Source organism: Variovorax sp. Varisp53 (assembly GCF_059491555.1).
This window is the reverse complement of the sequence record NZ_CP168512.1, coordinates 4,529,889-4,545,425: the sequence shown is the minus strand read 5'-3', so window position 1 is coordinate 4,545,425 and position 15,537 is coordinate 4,529,889. Positions and strand designations below refer to the sequence as shown.

General features: G+C 66.6%; 16 protein-coding genes and 1 pseudogene. 13 read left to right on the top strand and 4 right to left on the bottom strand.

The features are described 5' to 3' along the window. Window positions 1–2: 2 nt before the first annotated feature. Entirely contained in the window at window positions 3–929 is a 927-nt protein-coding gene (locus tag ACEOAB_RS21200; protein ID WP_056593628.1) for an AraC family transcriptional regulator, read from the bottom strand. A gap of 116 nt (window positions 930–1,045) precedes the next feature. Here ACEOAB_RS21200 and ACEOAB_RS21195 point away from each other — a divergent pair, with 116 nt between their 5' ends. The 8 genes from ACEOAB_RS21195 (at window position 1,046) to urtE (ending at window position 9,349) form a co-directional block, all read left to right on the top strand. Continuing rightward, the gene (locus ACEOAB_RS21195) at window positions 1,046–1,435 is read left to right on the top strand and encodes a nuclear transport factor 2 family protein (protein WP_413750739.1); all 390 of its coding nucleotides are present in this window, start codon (window positions 1,046–1,048) and stop codon (window positions 1,433–1,435) included. A 73-nt stretch (window positions 1,436–1,508) separates the two neighbouring features. Then, window positions 1,509–2,987, top strand: coding sequence for an MFS transporter (locus ACEOAB_RS21190; RefSeq protein WP_495653101.1), 1,479 nt, complete (start codon window positions 1,509–1,511; stop codon window positions 2,985–2,987). Window positions 2,988–3,075: 88 nt separating this feature from the next. After that, window positions 3,076–3,402 (top strand): nucleotide pyrophosphohydrolase, encoded by a 327-nt coding sequence (locus tag ACEOAB_RS21185; RefSeq protein ID WP_413750330.1) that lies wholly within the window; start codon window positions 3,076–3,078, stop codon window positions 3,400–3,402. A 116-nt stretch (window positions 3,403–3,518) separates the two neighbouring features. Further along, window positions 3,519–4,787, top strand: a complete 1,269-nt coding sequence (gene urtA, locus ACEOAB_RS21180) for an urea ABC transporter substrate-binding protein (protein WP_413750329.1) — start codon at window positions 3,519–3,521, stop codon at window positions 4,785–4,787. 161 nt (window positions 4,788–4,948) lie between these two features. Further along, entirely contained in the window at window positions 4,949–6,496 is a 1,548-nt protein-coding gene (gene urtB / locus ACEOAB_RS21175; protein ID WP_413750332.1) for an urea ABC transporter permease subunit UrtB, read from the top strand. Further along, window positions 6,493–7,710, top strand: a complete 1,218-nt coding sequence (urtC, locus tag ACEOAB_RS21170) for an urea ABC transporter permease subunit UrtC (RefSeq protein ID WP_413750328.1) — start codon at window positions 6,493–6,495, stop codon at window positions 7,708–7,710. Before urtB ends, urtC begins: the two co-directional genes overlap by 4 nt. A 55-nt stretch (window positions 7,711–7,765) precedes the next feature. After that, window positions 7,766–8,644: an urea ABC transporter ATP-binding protein UrtD gene (gene urtD, locus ACEOAB_RS21165; RefSeq protein WP_056593612.1), complete on the top strand. Its 879-nt coding sequence runs from the start codon at window positions 7,766–7,768 to the stop codon at window positions 8,642–8,644. 12 nt (window positions 8,645–8,656) lie between these two features. Continuing rightward, window positions 8,657–9,349: an urea ABC transporter ATP-binding subunit UrtE gene (gene urtE / locus ACEOAB_RS21160; RefSeq protein WP_007837230.1), complete on the top strand. Its 693-nt coding sequence runs from the start codon at window positions 8,657–8,659 to the stop codon at window positions 9,347–9,349. A gap of 19 nt (window positions 9,350–9,368) precedes the next feature. Here urtE and ACEOAB_RS21155 read toward each other — a convergent pair. Next, window positions 9,369–9,530, bottom strand: a pseudogene (locus tag ACEOAB_RS21155) (fumarylacetoacetate hydrolase family protein); the annotation flags it as partial. 5 nt (window positions 9,531–9,535) lie between these two features. Between ACEOAB_RS21155 and ACEOAB_RS21150 the strand changes: the two are divergent. The 4 genes from ACEOAB_RS21150 (at window position 9,536) to ACEOAB_RS21135 (ending at window position 12,856) form a co-directional block, all read left to right on the top strand. Next, entirely contained in the window at window positions 9,536–9,640 is a 105-nt protein-coding gene (locus tag ACEOAB_RS21150; RefSeq protein ID WP_413750327.1) for a DNA adenine methylase, read from the top strand. Between the two features lie 388 nt (window positions 9,641–10,028). Next, complete coding sequence (locus ACEOAB_RS21145; protein ID WP_413750326.1) at window positions 10,029–10,694, top strand: peptidoglycan recognition protein family protein; 666 nt, start codon at window positions 10,029–10,031, stop codon at window positions 10,692–10,694. After that, window positions 10,691–11,260 (top strand): hypothetical protein, encoded by a 570-nt coding sequence (locus ACEOAB_RS21140; RefSeq protein ID WP_413750325.1) that lies wholly within the window; start codon window positions 10,691–10,693, stop codon window positions 11,258–11,260. The genes ACEOAB_RS21145 and ACEOAB_RS21140 overlap by 4 nt, the downstream gene beginning before the upstream one ends. 345 nt (window positions 11,261–11,605) lie before the next feature. Continuing rightward, entirely contained in the window at window positions 11,606–12,856 is a 1,251-nt protein-coding gene (locus tag ACEOAB_RS21135; RefSeq protein ID WP_495653100.1) for an MFS transporter, read from the top strand. A gap of 22 nt (window positions 12,857–12,878) precedes the next feature. Here the strand turns inward: ACEOAB_RS21135 and ACEOAB_RS21130 are convergent, their stop codons facing one another. Then, window positions 12,879–13,541: an anti-sigma factor family protein gene (locus ACEOAB_RS21130; protein ID WP_495653099.1), complete on the bottom strand. Its 663-nt coding sequence runs from the start codon at window positions 13,539–13,541 to the stop codon at window positions 12,879–12,881. Further along, window positions 13,528–14,115, bottom strand: a complete 588-nt coding sequence (locus ACEOAB_RS21125; protein WP_413751022.1) for a sigma-70 family RNA polymerase sigma factor — start codon at window positions 14,113–14,115, stop codon at window positions 13,528–13,530. The genes ACEOAB_RS21130 and ACEOAB_RS21125 overlap by 14 nt, the downstream gene beginning before the upstream one ends. Window positions 14,116–14,264: 149 nt before the next feature. Between ACEOAB_RS21125 and ACEOAB_RS21120 the strand changes: the two genes are divergently transcribed. Beyond that, on the top strand, window positions 14,265–15,521 hold the full coding sequence (locus ACEOAB_RS21120) for a YVTN family beta-propeller repeat protein (protein ID WP_495653098.1): 1,257 nt from the start codon (window positions 14,265–14,267) through the stop codon (window positions 15,519–15,521). Window positions 15,522–15,537: the final 16 nt, after the last annotated feature.

Sequence of the window (15,537 nt, the reverse complement as noted above, 5' to 3'; positions counted from 1 at the left end):
CGCTACGCCGTGGCGCCTTCGCGCGCGGCGGCCCGCCACGCACCGGGCGCAATGCCCTTCTCGCGCTTGAAGGCCTTGCTGAACGCGGCCTCCGATTCGTAGCCCACCGCGCTTGCGATCGCACCCACCGCGGCATCGCCCTGGCCGAGCATGTTGCCGGCCTTGAACATGCGCCATTGCGTGAGGTACTCCAGCGGCGACTGCCCCACGCGCTCGCGAAAGCGCTGCGCGAAGGCGGAGCGCGACAGGCTCGCAGCGCCGGCCAGCGCCTCCACCGTCCAGCCGCGTGCGATGTCCTTGTGCATCGCGCGCAGGGCCGGGCCGATGCGCGCGTCGGCCAGCGCGGCCAGCCAGCCCGTCTGCGATTCGCCATTGGCCGCGACGTGCGCGCGCACCGCCTGCACGAACACGATGTCGGCCAGCCGGCTCACGAGCAGGCTGGAGCCGAGACCCGGCTCGCCTGTTTCCATCGCCAGCAGCTGCAGCGTGCCCTGCAGCGCCAGGGCGCGTGCCTGCTCCATCTTCACGTGCAGCAGCACCGGCAACAGCGCCAGCAGCGGCTGCGCTGCGCGCTGGTCGAAATGAAACCAGCCGCAGATCACCGAAGCGGCGGTGCCCGTGCCGCCCAGTTCCACCAGCCCGCCGATACGGTCGCGCACGACGGAGGTGCAGCTCACCGTGGGCGTGTTCGGATGGTCGCGCAGGATGTAGGGCGTGCCGTGCGCCAGCACATAGCAGTCGCCCGCCGCCAGCGCCACCGGCTGCGCCACGCCCTCGACCTCGAGCAGGCAGCCGCCGCGCACCACGAGCCCGAAGCGCGCGCTCTCGCCGCCGGCCAGGCTCAGGCCCCACGGCGCACCGGCCTCGAGGCGGGCATACAAGGCGCTTCGCACGCGCATCGCGGCAAAGACATCGTCGAGCGGGTCCATGGGCGGCTCCTGTGGTGTTGGACGAATGGACAAGAAGGGCGGATTTTCAGGCATTCACTGTCCAACTGTCGAGGCCGAAACTGCGGCTTCACTCTTGCAGAACACCGGAGCAGACCATGAATGAAAGCAATGAATCCGCCGAAGAACTCGCCGAGCGCTACGTCGCCGCCTGGAACGAGCCCGACGCCACCGTACGCCGCACTGCAATCGCCGGCCTCTGGGTGCCCGAGGGCGAGCACTACGTGCGCACGCAGCAGGCCAAAGGCTACGAGGCGCTGCACCAGCGCGTCACCGGCTCGCACGAGAAGAACGTGCGCGATGCGGGCTTTCGCTTCGTCCGCGCGGGCGATGCCCAGTTCCTGCGCGACGCGGTGATGTTCCATTGGCACATGGTCCCGACTGCCGGTGGTCCCGTGGCAGCGCTGGGGCTGGAGTTCCTGGTGCTGGCCGGGGACGGCCGCATCGCCGTCGACTACCAATTCATCCTGCCGACGCCTTCCGTCTGAGCGGCCGGCGCATCGGCCATGACCTCGCAGGTCATTGTCGTCGCGCCCCTTTCTCCCAACACTGGTTACCACCATGACTCAGTCGAACATCGCTGCCTCGGCAGCATCGCTTTCTCCATCGGGCGGCCAGCAGAGCGCAGGCGCGACCGGGCCCGGCCGGCTCGGCCTGTGGGTCATGCTCAGCGGCACCTTCCTGGTGGTGCTGGACTTCTTCATCGTCAACGTCGCGCTGCCGTCGATGCAGCGCGAACTGCTGGCAAGCGCCGGCACCTTGCAACTGGTGGTGGCGGGCTACGGACTGGCCACCGCGGCGGGACTGATCACCGGCGGACGGCTCGGCGACCTGTTCGGCCGGCGCCGCATGTTCATGCTGGGCCTGTTGCTGTTCACGCTGGCCTCCGCGGCCTGCGGCTTCGCGCCGAATGCCGAGCTGCTGGTGTCCGCGCGCGTGCTGCAGGGCCTGGCCGGCGCGCTGCTGCAGCCGCAGGTGCTGGCGATGATCGGCCTGGCCTACACCGGCGAAGGCCGGGCGCGCGCCTTCGCGGCCTACGGGCTCACGCTGGGGCTCGGTGCCACGCTCGGGCAACTGGTCGGCGGCCTGCTGATCCACGCCGATCCGGCGGGGCTGGGCTGGCGCAGCTGTTTCCTCATCAACGTGCCCATCGGGTTGCTGGCATTGGTGCTCGCGCCGCGCGTCATTCCGCCGCTGGCGAACCACGGCAACAGCAGGCTCGACCTCGCCGGCATGCTGCTGGCGGCCGCGGGCTCGGTGGCCGTGGTGCTGCCGCTGGTGGAAGGCCGCGAGCAGGGCTGGCCGCTGTGGAGCTGGCTGTGCCTTGCGGCTGCGCTGCCGTTGCTCGCCGCATTCGCTTTTCAGCAGCGCCGGCTCGCCGTGCGCGGCGGTGCGCCGCTGGTGGCGCCGGCGCTGCTGGCCAACGGCCGCTTCGTCACCGGCCTGCTCACCACGCTGGCCTTCTACGTGGGCAACGCCTCGCTGTACTTCGTGCTGGCGCTGTACCTGCAGCAGGGCCTGGCGCTGGGCCCGTTGACGTCGGGCATGGTCTTCACTTCGCTCGCGGTCGGTTTCTTCGCGACGTCGATGGCCGGTGCGCGCCTCGCACGGCGTTTCGGCGGCAAGCCGCCCATCGCGCTCGGCGCCCTCGTGCTGGCGGCGGGGCATGCGCTGCAGTTCGTCAACGTGGCGGGATGGGCGGGCCATTCGCACGTGGTCGCCTGGATGGTCCCGCTGCTGCTGGTGCAGGGCGCGGGCCTCGGCATGGTGATGGCGCCGCTGGTGTCCACCGTGCTGGCCGGCCTGCCGCCGCAGCATGCGGGCGTGGCCTCGGGCGTGCTGTCGATGGTGCAGCAGGCGAGCAACGCTCTGGGGGTGGCGTTGATCGGGATCCTGTTCTATGGGAGGCTGGGAGATGCGGCGGACACCGCTGCGTATTCGGGCGCATTCGGGGTGGCGCTGGTGTACCTGATGGTGTCGGCTCTTCTCGTCGCGATGTTCCACTGGCGAGGCACCCGGCCCTCGGCGCCCCGGTTGTGACGTCTTGCCCAATCTGGGTATTTGCATGCCCAGATTGGGTTTCTTCCCTGGAGCCGTGCCACACTCGCCGCCCGACGACTGGTGTGCCATGGAATCCGATCTGACCTCACTCACCCAAGCCTTGCGCGACTTCGCCCAGGCCCGCAACTGGGAGCAGTTCCACTCCCCCAAGAACCTCGCGTCGGCGCTCTCGGTCGAAGCCGCCGAGCTGCTCGAACATTTCCAGTGGCTCACCGAAGCGCAGAGCCGCTCGCTGCCGGCCGACAAGCGCGCCGAGATCGGCACGGAGATCGCCGACGTCTTCCTCTACCTGCTCCAGCTCGCCGACAAGCTCGGCATCGATCTGATGGAAGCGGCAAGAAGCAAGATGCTGGTCAACGCCCGGAAGTACCCGGCACCGCCGCCGTCCGCCTGAGTACCTCCGTGTACGCCACCCGGCGTATTTCCCCGTCCTGGTGCATTCCGCAAACTCCCTCCCACGCCAGCACAGCGCTGGCGCCAAGGTCAACCAACCCCGGAGCAGGAGTCCACATGCAACGTCGTTTCACACTCAAGGCGCTCACCGCCGCCGTCGCGCTGGCCAGCATTTCTGCTGCGCCCGCATTTGCCGCCGACACCATCAAGGTCGGCGTGCTGCACTCGCTGTCGGGCACGATGGCTATCTCGGAAACCGTGTTGAAGGACACCGTTCTGATGGCCATCGACGACATCAACAAGAAGGGCGGCGTGCTGGGCAAGCAGCTCGAGCCCGTGGTGGTCGATCCGGCTTCCAACTGGCCCCTGTTCGCCGAGAAGACCAAGCAGCTGCTCGGCCAGGACAAGGTCTCGGTGATCTTCGGCTGCTGGACCTCGGTGTCGCGCAAATCGGTGCTGCCAGTGGTCGAGGAAATGAACGGCCTGCTGTTCTACCCCGTGCAGTACGAGGGTGAAGAACTCTCGAAGAACGTGTTCTACACGGGCGCCGCGCCCAACCAGCAAGCCATTCCGGCCGTCGACTACTTGATGAGCAAGGAAGGCGGCGGCGCCAAGCGCTGGGTGCTGCTGGGCACCGACTACGTGTACCCCCGCACCACCAACAAGATCTTGCGCGCCTACCTGAAGAGCAAGGGCGTGAAGGACACCGACATCGACGAGAAGTACACGCCGTTCGGCCACAGCGACTACCAGACCATCGTTGCCGACATCAAGAAGTTCTCGGCCGGCGGCAAGACGGCGGTGGTCTCGACCATCAATGGCGACTCCAACGTGCCCTTCTACAAGGAACTGGGCAACGCCGGCCTGAAGGCCAAGGACGTGCCGGTCGTCGCCTTCTCGGTGGGTGAAGAAGAACTGCGCGGCGTGGACACCAAGCCGCTGGTGGGCCACCTGGCCGCATGGAACTACTTCATGTCGATCAAGAACCCGACCAACACGGCTTTCATCAAGCAGTGGAGCGAGTACGCCAAGGCCAAGAACATCGCCGGCCACAAGGACAAGCCGCTCACCAACGACCCGATGGAAGCCACCTGGATCGGCATCCACATGTGGAAGCAGGCGGTCGAGAAGGCCAAGTCGACCGACACCGACAAGGTGATCGCCGCCATGGCCGGCCAGACCTTCACGGCGCCCTCGGGCATCGTCTCGAAGATGGACGAGAAGAACCACCACCTGCACAAGAGCGTGTTCATCGGCGAGATCAAGGCCGATGGTCAGTTCAACGTGGTGTGGAAGACGCCGGGTCCGGTGAAGGCGAAGCCTTGGAGCCCGTACATCGAAGGCAACGACAAGAAGCCGGATCAGCCTGCTGGCAAGTCGATGTAACTGGGCTCGCCCCCAGGCTGCGCGCACTTCGTGTCGCTTCGCCTTCCCCCTACCGGGGGCAACACCTGAGGCCCGGCAAAGCCGGTTCCTCGGTGTTCCCGAATGAGAGAACCGCTGTGCATTCATTACTGCGCTCAATTTCCTTCTGTGCGACGGCGCTGCTGCTGCTGGCGGCGGCGCCTGTTCACGCGCTGACCGCCGACGAAGCAAAGGCCATCGCCTCCGGCGAATCCGAAGCCCGCATCGCCGCGCTCAACAAGGCCGTGCTCACGGCCGACGAGAAGACCGCCGCCTTCATCCAGGCGATGTCCGACGACGCAGTCAAGTACACCGAAGACAAGGTCTTCCTGATGAAGGACGACAAGGGCTTCGACCCCGTCACCGGCGCCGAGCTGAAAGTGCCCGACACCGCCGAAGACGTCGTCAACAACAACCTCATGCGCGGCGCGCTCGATGCCGCGCAGGCCGCGCTCAAGCTCACGAGCAAGGACGACGCGGTGCGCGCCGAAGCCGCACAGGCCCTGTTCAAGGAGCCCGACGAATCGCGCATCCCGATGGTCGAGAAGGCGCTGGCCGCCGAGACCAACCCGAAGATCAAGGCGCAACTCGAACTGGTGCGCGCCGCCAGCATGCTCACCAGCGCCGACAAGGCCAAGCGCCTCGTGGCCGCGAAGGAACTGGGCAACAACCGCAACCCCGACACCAAGCTGCTGCTCAACCAGCGCCTGACCGACGAAACCGAAGCGGACGTCAAGGCCGCCATCGTCGCGTCCATCGCCAGCATCGACGGCTCGCTGGTCTGGGGCGACCGCATCAACGCCGTGTTCAGCGGCATCAGCCTGGGCTCGGTGCTGCTGCTCGCCGCGCTGGGCCTCGCCATCACCTACGGGCTGATGGGCGTCATCAACATGGCGCACGGCGAGCTGATGATGATCGGCGCCTACGCCACCTACGTGATGCAGGGCATCTTCCAGAAGTACCTGCCCGAGTCGATGTTCGGGCTGTACCTCGTCGCTGCGATCCCGGTGTCGTTCCTCGCATCGGCGCTGGTCGGCGCGGTGCTCGAACGCGGCGTGATCCGCTTCCTCTACGGCCGCCCGCTCGAGACGCTGCTCGCTACCTGGGGCATCAGCCTGATGCTGCAGCAGCTCGTGCGCACGCTGTTCGGCGCGCAGAACGTCGGCGTGGAAAACCCCGGCTGGATGAGCGGCGGCTTTTCGATGCTGAGCAACGTGACGCTGCCGTGGAACCGCATCTGCATCATTATTTTTGCGGCGCTGGTATTGATCGCGATGGGCTGGCTCATCGGCAAGACGCGGCTGGGCCTGTTCGTGCGCGGCGTCACGCAGAACCGTCCGATCGCCTCGTGCATGGGCGTGAACACGGCACGCATCGACACCTACGCTTTCGCGCTCGGCTCCGGCATCGCGGGCCTCGCGGGCTGTGCGCTGAGCCAGATCGGCAACGTCGGCCCTGATCTCGGCCAGAGCTACATCGTCGACAGCTTCATGGTGGTCGTGATGGGCGGCGTCGGCCAGCTCGCAGGCACCGTGTACGCGGCGCTGGGGCTGGGCATTCTCAACAAGTTCATCGAAGGCTGGGCTGGCGCGGTGCTCGCGAAGATCGCGGTGCTTGTCTTCATCATCATCTTCATCCAGAAGCGGCCCCAGGGCATCTTCGCGATGAAGGGCCGGAGCGCGGAAGCATGAGCAAGGTCACGTTGCCAACCAAGGGTCCGCTGCTGAGCGGAAAGGGCTGGACGGCCTTCTTCGTCGCGCTGATCGTCGTGTGCGCGGTCGCGCCGGTGCTCAACATGTGGGTGCCCGCGGACAGCCCGCTGCACATGAGCGACTACGCCGTGGCGCTGGTCGGCAAGATCATGTGCTACGCCATCTGCGCGCTGGCCATGGACCTGATCTGGGGCTACACCGGCATCCTCTCGCTGGGCCATGGCCTGTTCTTCGCGCTCGGCGGCTACATGATGGGCATGTACCTCATGCGCCAGATCGGCCGCGACGGCAACTACAAGAGCGACCTGCCCGACTTCATGGTGTTCCTCGACTGGAAGGAGCTGCCCTGGCACTGGACCTTCAGCGGCAGCTTCCCGCTGACGCTGCTGCTCATCGTCGCGGTGCCCGGCCTCATCTCCTTCGTGTTCGGCTTCTTCGCCTTCCGCTCGCGCATCAAGGGCGTGTACTTCTCGATCATCACGCAGGCCATGACCTTCGCGGCGATGCTGCTGTTCTTCCGCAACGAGACGGGCTTCGGCGGCAACAACGGCTTTACCGATTTCAAGCGCATCCTGAACATCCCGATCGCCACGCAGGAAATGCGCATGACGCTGTTCGCGCTCACCGGCCTCACGCTGCTGGGCTTCTTCCTGTTCGCGAAGTGGCTCATCGGCAGCAAGTTCGGCCGCGTGCTGCAGGCCATTCGCGACGCCGAGACGCGCGTGATGTTCTCGGGCTACAACCCGCTGCCGTACAAGCTCACGATCTGGGTCATCTCCGCCATCATGTGCGGCGTGGCCGGCGCGCTGTACGTGCCGCAGGTCGGCATCATCAACCCCGGCGAGATGAGCGCGGCCAACTCCATCGAGATCGCGATCTGGGCCGCGGTGGGCGGGCGCGCGACGTTGATCGGGCCGATCATCGGCGCCTTCATCGTCAACGGCGCGAAGAGCTGGCTCACGGTGGCGTACCCCGAGTACTGGCTGTACTTCCTGGGCGCCTTGTTCATTGCTGTCACGCTGTTCCTTCCGAACGGCATCGTGGGGCTGGTGCGCAAGTGGTTGTCGAGGGAGAAGAAGCAGGCGCAGCCAGAACACGTGCAGGATGCACGCCGCGCCGTTGCGGCAGAGCAGGGCGTCGAGCCCGATGCTCTTGCATCGTTGCCCGTCGATGCGAAGGGAGCACGCGCATGAGCCGCCGGGCCGCTCCCCAGGCGAATACCGCAGCGCGAAGCGCGGAGGTTTCTCAATGACTCCCGACCTGATGGAAGCCGGCGCCGAGCGCGCCGCACGGGCCCATGGCCTGCCGTACGACAGCGGCAGCACCGAATCGGGTGGCCGCGCCGCCGACTTCGGCCGCCACGTCACGCCGGGCGAGGTCGACGTCACGCACGGCCGTATCCTCTACCTCGAAGACGTGAGCGTGAGCTTCGACGGCTTCAAGGCCATCAACAAGCTGTCGCTCGACATTGCGCCCGGCGAACTGCGCTGCATCATCGGCCCCAACGGTGCGGGCAAGACCACGATGATGGACATCATCACCGGCAAGACGCGGCCCGACTCGGGCACCGTGTTCTTCGGCAGCACCATCGACCTGCTGCGCCACCGCGAAGCCGACATCGCGCAGCTGGGCATCGGCCGCAAGTTCCAAAAGCCCACCGTGTTCGAGCACCTGACCGTGTTCGAGAACCTCGAGCTCGCGCTGAAGACCGACAAGGGCGTGCGCGCGTCGATGCTGTTCAGGCTCGACTCGGCGCAGAGCGACCGGCTGGCCGAAGTGCTGCAGACCATCCACCTTGCCGACAGCGTGTCGCGCCTGGCCGGGAACCTGAGCCACGGCCAGAAGCAGTGGCTCGAAATCGGCATGCTGCTGATGCAGGACCCGAAGCTGCTGTTGCTCGACGAGCCCGTGGCCGGCATGACCGACGAGGAAACGGCGCGCACGGCGGAGTTGTTCCTCACGCTCAAGGGCAAGCATTCGCTGATGGTGGTGGAGCACGACATGAGCTTCATCCGCACGATCTCCGAAATCGTCACCGTGCTGTGCGACGGCTCCGTGCTTGCGCAGGGCACGCTGGACGAAGTGCAGGCCGACGAGCGCGTGATCGAGGTCTATCTCGGCCGCTGAGGAACCGAACCCATGCTCACAGTCAAGAACATCCACCAGTACTACGGCGGCTCCCACATCCTGCGCGACGTGAGCTTCGAGGCCACGCTGGGCAAGGTCACCGTGCTGCTCGGCCGCAACGGCGTAGGCAAGACCACGCTGCTCAAGTCGCTGATGGGCCTCGTCCCCATCAAGAGCGGCAGCATCGAACTCGAAGGCAAGCCGATCCAAAAGGCCACGCCCTACGACAGGGCCAGGGCCGGCATCGGCTTCGTCCCTCAAGGCCGCGAAATCTTCGCCAGGCTCACGGTGGAAGAAAACCTGCGCATGGGCCTCGCCTACAAGAGCGGCAGCACGCCCATCCCGCAGGAACTGTTCGAGCTGTTCCCCGTCCTCAAGCAGATGATCAACAGACGAGGCGGCGACCTCTCCGGCGGCCAGCAGCAGCAGCTCGCCATCGCGCGCGCGCTGGCCCCCAAGCCCAGGCTCCTGATCCTCGACGAGCCCACCGAAGGCATCCAGCCGAGCATCATCAAGGACATCGGCCGCGTCATCCGCATGCTGGCCGACCGCGGCGACATGGCCATCGTGCTGTGCGAGCAGTACTACGACTTCGCCCAGGAATTGGCCGACGACTACCTCGTGATGGAGCGCGGCGAAGTCATCGCGCGCGGCCTCGGCAAGGACATGGAGGCGCAGGGCGTGCGCCAGCTCGTGGCGATCTGAACACGCCACGCGTCGTCCTTCAGACGATGCGCACGGAGAGGTTCGGCAGGCCGTCGATGTGGATCTCGACTAGGTCACCGCGCACCACCGGACTCACGTTCTCGGGCTTGCCCGACTAGATGATGTCGCCGGGCATCAGCTCGAAAGCCTGCGACAGGCGGCTGATCTGCTCGGCCACCGATTTGCATGGCCATCGACTACACGGTGGGCGGCGGGGCCAACCGGGCGGAGCGGCAGGAACTGATCATTTGCAACTGGGATCGGGAGGCCGAGCCGGCGGGGTTGCTCTGAGTCCGGCAGTTCGTCAGGCGGAGAAAAGCGGCACGGGGCGTGACAAATTGCCGCTCTGCCCACGGGCGCTGGCTGCGCTCGGCGATGAAACGTCTCGCGCCCCGCGTACAAATCTTCATCCGCGCCGGAGATAGCCTGGGACGCAATCACCGTAGTCTTTTGGTTGACTGGTGCCTATGCCCGAGTCGATAAGATGCCGCGGGATCGCCCGTTCGGGCGGTCGAATAGGGAGAGAACTCATGTCAACGAACACGAATTCCGTAGCACAGGCGCCGTGCTCGGAGCCCAGATCACACGGGCGCGTCGAAGCAAACCCCATCGTTAGTTGACTTGGCATGTTCTGCGCACCGCACGCCAACGGGCGATAAATAATTCTTCAGGAGGCCGCATGACAGTTCAAATTGATACAGACGGAATGATCATTCACGCCAGAGTCCGCAATGCTCGCAGCCCTGCCATCGAACGCGGCAGACGCGCCAGCACGATCGCAGGCATCGTCGTGCACCAGACCGATGCGGATACTTCGGCATCCTCATTGAACAGCTACACACGCCCAAAGGCCAATGGCGCGCACTTTCTCATCGACACCGATGGGACCATTTACCAGACAGCGGCGATCTACCAGCGTACGAACCATGTCGGGCCGTTGAAGGCGAGATGCCTGATCACTGGGAAGTGCTCTCCGCGAGATTACCCTGCGGGAGTGAACGCGGTGGACCCAATGCATCGCGTCGAGATGCGCAGGGCAACTGGCGACCGGTACCCAAGCAACATGGAAGCCATTGGTATTGAGATGGTGGGCAGAGCCAGGCTGCCAGCAGGTTTCCAACCGCCAAGAAACAACAAACTCTCCGCGGACGAGTTGAGAGGAAGGTACGGCGTATACGACACACCGAACGCCGCCCAGAACCAAGCGCTCTCGTGGCTTGTCAGGGCGCTTGAGGACTCCATGCAGATCGCACCGAGTGAGGTCTTTCGACATCCAGAGGCCAGCAGAAAAAATACGACAGAGGCGCAAGGTGCAAATTGGAACCTGCCCATCCCGACGCCATGAGAAAGGTCAACATTTTTGCGGTAACGCTGGTTACCGTCGCTATGGCCTTGTCGGCTCACGCGGCAGATAAACGCTATCCGGCAACCTTTGTAAAGTCGATCAAGATCGACGAGCCGTCGGGGAAAACAGCGTGGGAGAACAAGGATTTTCTAGACTGTCAAGATGTTGTTTTGACTGACGAAGATGTGCTTTACGCGCTACGTCATATGCGCAGGGTCTCAAAGAGGTCGTATCTCAGGCCGCAGGCGCAAGAAACTGGATGCGAGGGCAGCGCACTCATTACCTTCAAGAACGGAAAGACGCTCGCTATTGGCATTGAGCCTACGGGGAGAATCAGCACTGCGGAGTTGGGCGAGGAACTTGAGCCCACGACTGATCCTGGAAGCTATTACGACTGCGAGCCCTGCAATCATCGCAAGATGGCACGGCTCAAAGACGCTCTGAACCGGGCAGATGAGCGGCGACTCAAGCGGCTAGAGGCAGAAGGTCAGATTCCACCAGATCAGGCAGAACCACGGCTCAAAGCGCTGCGAGAAAGCCGCGAGCCCAAACCATCCAAGAACTGAGGTCCACACTGCCTGATATCCGGGTACGGGATCAGACACCAGGTTGGGAGAGCCCTGTGCTGGAACACTCTGGCTGTCCTTCTGGACCATCGGTGCGCTGAGAAGGTCTGAATGAACCTGCTGCGCCTCCCGATCTTGCATCTGCGGTTCTCACCGTACGCGAGTACGGTTCCGGTTCTCGATGCAAGCTCGGGGCGCTCGCGACGGTTCCTTCACACCGTCTGAGCACCCGGCGGGGCCCTGTGAGTACCGGGCCTTCGGCATCTCCGTATCGGTGCAAATTCAGGGTTTACCCTAAAATTCGGCTTCTGCCCGTCGCCGCCGGGCACCTCCAGGAGCCTGGCCTTGAACGCCTCCCCACCCGCGCTGGACAGCGCGGACACCGACATTTCCGCTTCTTCCTCTTCGCCTGCGCCGCGCGTCAACTTCCTGCGGGCCGTGCTCGCGCTCGGCGTCGGCGGCTTCGCCATCGGCACCGGCGAGTTCGTCATCATGGGCCTGCTGCCCGAAGTGGCGAAGGACATCGACGTGAGCATCCCGCAGGCCGGCCACGTCATCAGCGCCTATGCGCTCGGCGTGGTCATCGGCGCCCCCGTGCTCGCGGTGCTCGCCGCCGGCTGGCGCCGCCGCGCGCTGCTGATCGCGCTCATGGCCGTGTTCGCGGCCGGCAATTTCGCCAGCGCCGCGGCCCCCAACTACCTGCTGCTGAACCTGCTGCGCTTTGCCACCGGCCTGCCGCACGGCACCTACTTCGGCGTGGCCGCGCTCGTGGCCGCCACGCTCGCGCCGCCGGGGCGCCGCGCGCGGGCCGTGGGGCTCGTCATGCTGGGGCTCACTGGCGCCACGCTGGTCGGCGTGCCCATCGCGGCGTGGCTGGGCCAGTACTTCGGCTGGCGCGCGGCCTTCGTGTTCGTCGGCCTCATCGCGCTGGTGGCCATCGCGCTGCTTCGCCGCGACATCCCCGACCTTGCGCCGCCCGCGGGCGCCAGCCCCTGGCGCGAGCTCGGCGCGCTCAGGCGCAAGCAGGTGTGGTTCACGCTCGGCATCGCCGCCATCGGCTTCGGCGGCATGTTTGCGGTGTTCAGCTACATCAAGCCCACGCTGATCGAGGTGGCCGGCATGTCCATCGGCGGCGTGCCCTTCGTGCTTGCGCTGTTCGGCCTCGGCATGGTGGTGGGCAACCTCGTGGGCGCGCGGCTGGCCGACAGATCGGTGATGCGCACCATCGGCGGCGTGATGGTCTATGCGGCGCTGGTGCTCGCCGTGTTCACCTTCGCGGCGCACAACGTGGTGGCGGCATCGATCAACGTGTTCCTCATCGGCACCACGGTGGCCATCGGCCCGGCGCTGCAGATCCGTCTGATGGACGTGGCCGGCGATGCGCAGACCCTTGCCGCCGCGCTCAACCACTCGGCCTTCAACATGGCCAACGCGCTCGGCGCATGGCTCGGCGGCGTGGCCATTGCGGCGGGCCTGGGCTGGACTTCGACCGGCTGGGTCGGCGCGCTGCTGGCGCTCGCCGGCATGGGCATCTTCGGCTGGGCGGTTGCGAGCGCGCGCGCCGCTGCGCGCCGGCCGGAAACGGTCGCCTGCTGAGGAGCGGCCTTCGGCCGGCGTTTCAGGGGGCGCTGCGTTCGCGCAGCAGCGCCGCGAAGCGGGCCAGTTCCGCTGCGTTCAGGTCCGACACCGCCCAAAGCTGCATGCCGCCCCGCGCCCAGCGCTCCAGCTGGTAGCCCTGCCGCGTGGAAGGCACCGGCGCCTCTGCTTGCGCCTTCCGGCTCGGCCAGACAAACACATTGATCACATGCGGCCCCGAGCGGTACACCAGCGCCGCCACGGTGCGCCCGTCGAGATAGTCGAGCCGCCCGCCCGTCAACGGAAAGCCTTCGGCGGCCAGGTCGATCACCGGTGGCGAAAAGTCGAGCTTGCCCGCGAACCACGGCTTGACCGTGTGCTGGTCGGACGAGGCCACGTCGGCCAGGTGCGAGGCCATCAGCGAACGCACGTGGTTGGCGGTGACGGCTTCGGCGAGCGCATCCGAAGCGGAGGGCAGGGGCGTCACGAGCAACGCCAGCGCCACGCCCCAGGCCGTGGCGGCACCGGTGGCGAACCAGGCCAGCCCGTGCCACCAGGTGCGGCTTTCGCGCGCGCGCGACGAGGGGGCGGCTACGGTTTCGGCCCGCACCGCGCGCGTGATCCGTTCGGCGAGTCCGCCGGGCGGCGCATGCCGTGCGGCGTGGCGCCGGATCAGCATGCCCAGTTCGTCCTCAGACATTGACATGGCGTGTCTTTCCTCCTTCATCCCCGTGCCCGCCGGGGCGTTCGTCGCGCAGGCTCTCGCGCAGCAGCGCCCGCGCGCGCGACAGCCGCGACATCACCGTGCCCAGCGGCACGCCTGCGATGCGCGCGATGTCCTCGTAGCGCATTTCTTCCAGCTCGCGCAGCACCACGACCTCGCGGTACACCGGGGGCAGTGCGTCGATGGCGGCGTTGACGCGCTCGCCCTGCGTGCGCTGCTCCCACTGCCGCGCCGGATCGCCCGCGTCGGCAGGCGAGGGGAAGTCGGCAGCCTCGCTGTCGCGCAACTCGTCGAACTCCACCTGGTCGGCCAACTGCCGGTTCTGCCGCATCCAGTCGTAGCAGGCATTGCGCACGATGCCCAGCAGCCACGGCCGCGCGCTCTCGCCGCGCAGGCTTTCGAAGAAGCGGAACGCGCGCAGGTAGGCCTCCTGCACCGCGTCGTCGGCGAGCTGGTCGTCGCGCAGCAGCCAGCGCGCAAGGTTCCAGGCCGCATCGAGGTGCGGCAGTGCGGCGGCTTCGAACTGGCGTGTGCGATCGGTCGTCAACAGGCTCAAGGGGCTCCTTCTTCCTGCATGACGGGGCGGCCCGGCGCTTTATTCCATCTTTTTTCAACGACCTGCCTGGAATAAGCAGGGCACGTCATGCGTCATGCCCTGTACGGATTCTGCTTGTTCGCGCTCTCTTCATCAGGAGGTTTTCCACCATGATCGCCACGCCCGGTTTTGCACGCATCCTCGTCCTGCTCTCGGCCCTCGCGGCCTCGGCCGCACCCGCGCTCGCGGCCGGGCCCAAGGCCTACGTCGGCAACTTCAAGGACAGCACCGTCAGCGTGATCGACACAGGCACCGAGCGCGTCGTCGCGACCGTGCCCGTCGCGGCGGGGCCCGACGGCATCGTCATTGGGCCGGACGGGCGCAGCGTGTTCGTCAGCGGCTCCGGCGCCTCGGCCGTGAGCGAGATCGACGCGGCCACCGACCGCGTCGCGCGCAGCATCGACGTCGGCAAGGGCCCGCAGGGCCTGGCCATGACGGCGGACGGCAAGTGGCTGCTGGTGGCCGTCAACGGCGACGACCGCGTGGCTTTCGTCGACACCTCGGCCCACGGCGTGAGCGCCACGGTGCCGGTGCCCAAGCCGCACACCATCGCCATCCGGCCCGACGGGCGGCAGGCCTACGTGGCGTCGCAGGAGCCCGGCCACTTCGCGCTGGTCGTGATCGACATGGCGACCCGGGCCGTGGTCACGCAGATTCCACTCGACAAGCCGCCGCGCGACCTGGAGTTCGATGCCGACGGCAAGGCGCTGTATCTCACGCTGGCCGGCGTGGCCGCGGTGCAGGTGCTCGACCCCGCCACCAACCAGTGCGGCGCGCCGGTTCCCACGGGGGTGTCGCCGCACATCGCGCAGCACTTCGCCGCAATGGCGAGCGGCGTGGTGGTGGTGCAGGGGCCTGGCGAGGTGTTGCTGTTCGACCCCGCCACGCGTGCGTCGGTGCGCAGCATCGGCGTGGGCAAGCAGCCGCACTGGCTGGACCTGTCGGCGGACGGAAAGAAGCTGTGGGTGAGCAACGAGGGCTCGAACGATGTCAGCGTGGTTGACCTCGCGGGCGGCCCGATGCACACGGTGGCGGTGGGCAATGCGCCGCGCAAGATCGCCGTGCAGCGCACGGGCGCTTCGGAAGGCGCGCATGCAGGGGGTTCGGCGCACGTGGCCATCCGCAACTTCGCCTTCGAGCCCGCGCAGATCACCGTCAAGGTCGGCCAGACGCTGACCTGGCAGAACGACGACGGCGCGCCGCACGGCGTGGTCTTCAAGGACGGTTCGAGCGGCATCGACCTGCTGCTGCCCGGCAAGGCCTTCGCGCGCAGCTTCGACAAGCCGGGTGTGTACGAGTACGCCTGCTCTGTGCATCCGTACATGACGGCGCGCGTCACCGTGGTGGGGGCGCAGTCCCGGTCGTGACGGCACCGGTTGACAG

Bases quoted from the DNA above. Each gene is read 5' to 3' on its own strand.
- ACEOAB_RS21130 (WP_495653099.1), bottom strand. From the start codon at position 13,541: ATGTCAATGTCTGAGGACGAACTGGGCATGCTGATCCGGCGCCACGCC.
- ACEOAB_RS21145 (WP_413750326.1), top strand. From the start codon at position 10,029: ATGACAGTTCAAATTGATACAGACGGAATGATCATTCACGCCAGAGTC.
- urtA (WP_413750329.1), top strand. From the start codon at position 3,519: ATGCAACGTCGTTTCACACTCAAGGCGCTCACCGCCGCCGTCGCGCTG.
- urtD (WP_056593612.1), top strand. From the start codon at position 7,766: ATGACTCCCGACCTGATGGAAGCCGGCGCCGAGCGCGCCGCACGGGCC.
- urtC (WP_413750328.1), top strand. From the start codon at position 6,493: ATGAGCAAGGTCACGTTGCCAACCAAGGGTCCGCTGCTGAGCGGAAAG.
- ACEOAB_RS21150 (WP_413750327.1), top strand. From the start codon at position 9,536: ATGGCCATCGACTACACGGTGGGCGGCGGGGCCAACCGGGCGGAGCGG.
- ACEOAB_RS21120 (WP_495653098.1), top strand. From the start codon at position 14,265: ATGATCGCCACGCCCGGTTTTGCACGCATCCTCGTCCTGCTCTCGGCC.
- ACEOAB_RS21140 (WP_413750325.1), top strand. From the start codon at position 10,691: ATGAGAAAGGTCAACATTTTTGCGGTAACGCTGGTTACCGTCGCTATG.
- ACEOAB_RS21195 (WP_413750739.1), top strand. From the start codon at position 1,046: ATGAATGAAAGCAATGAATCCGCCGAAGAACTCGCCGAGCGCTACGTC.
- urtE (WP_007837230.1), top strand. From the start codon at position 8,657: ATGCTCACAGTCAAGAACATCCACCAGTACTACGGCGGCTCCCACATC.
- ACEOAB_RS21185 (WP_413750330.1), top strand. From the start codon at position 3,076: ATGGAATCCGATCTGACCTCACTCACCCAAGCCTTGCGCGACTTCGCC.
- ACEOAB_RS21200 (WP_056593628.1), bottom strand. From the start codon at position 929: ATGGACCCGCTCGACGATGTCTTTGCCGCGATGCGCGTGCGAAGCGCC.
- ACEOAB_RS21190 (WP_495653101.1), top strand. From the start codon at position 1,509: ATGACTCAGTCGAACATCGCTGCCTCGGCAGCATCGCTTTCTCCATCG.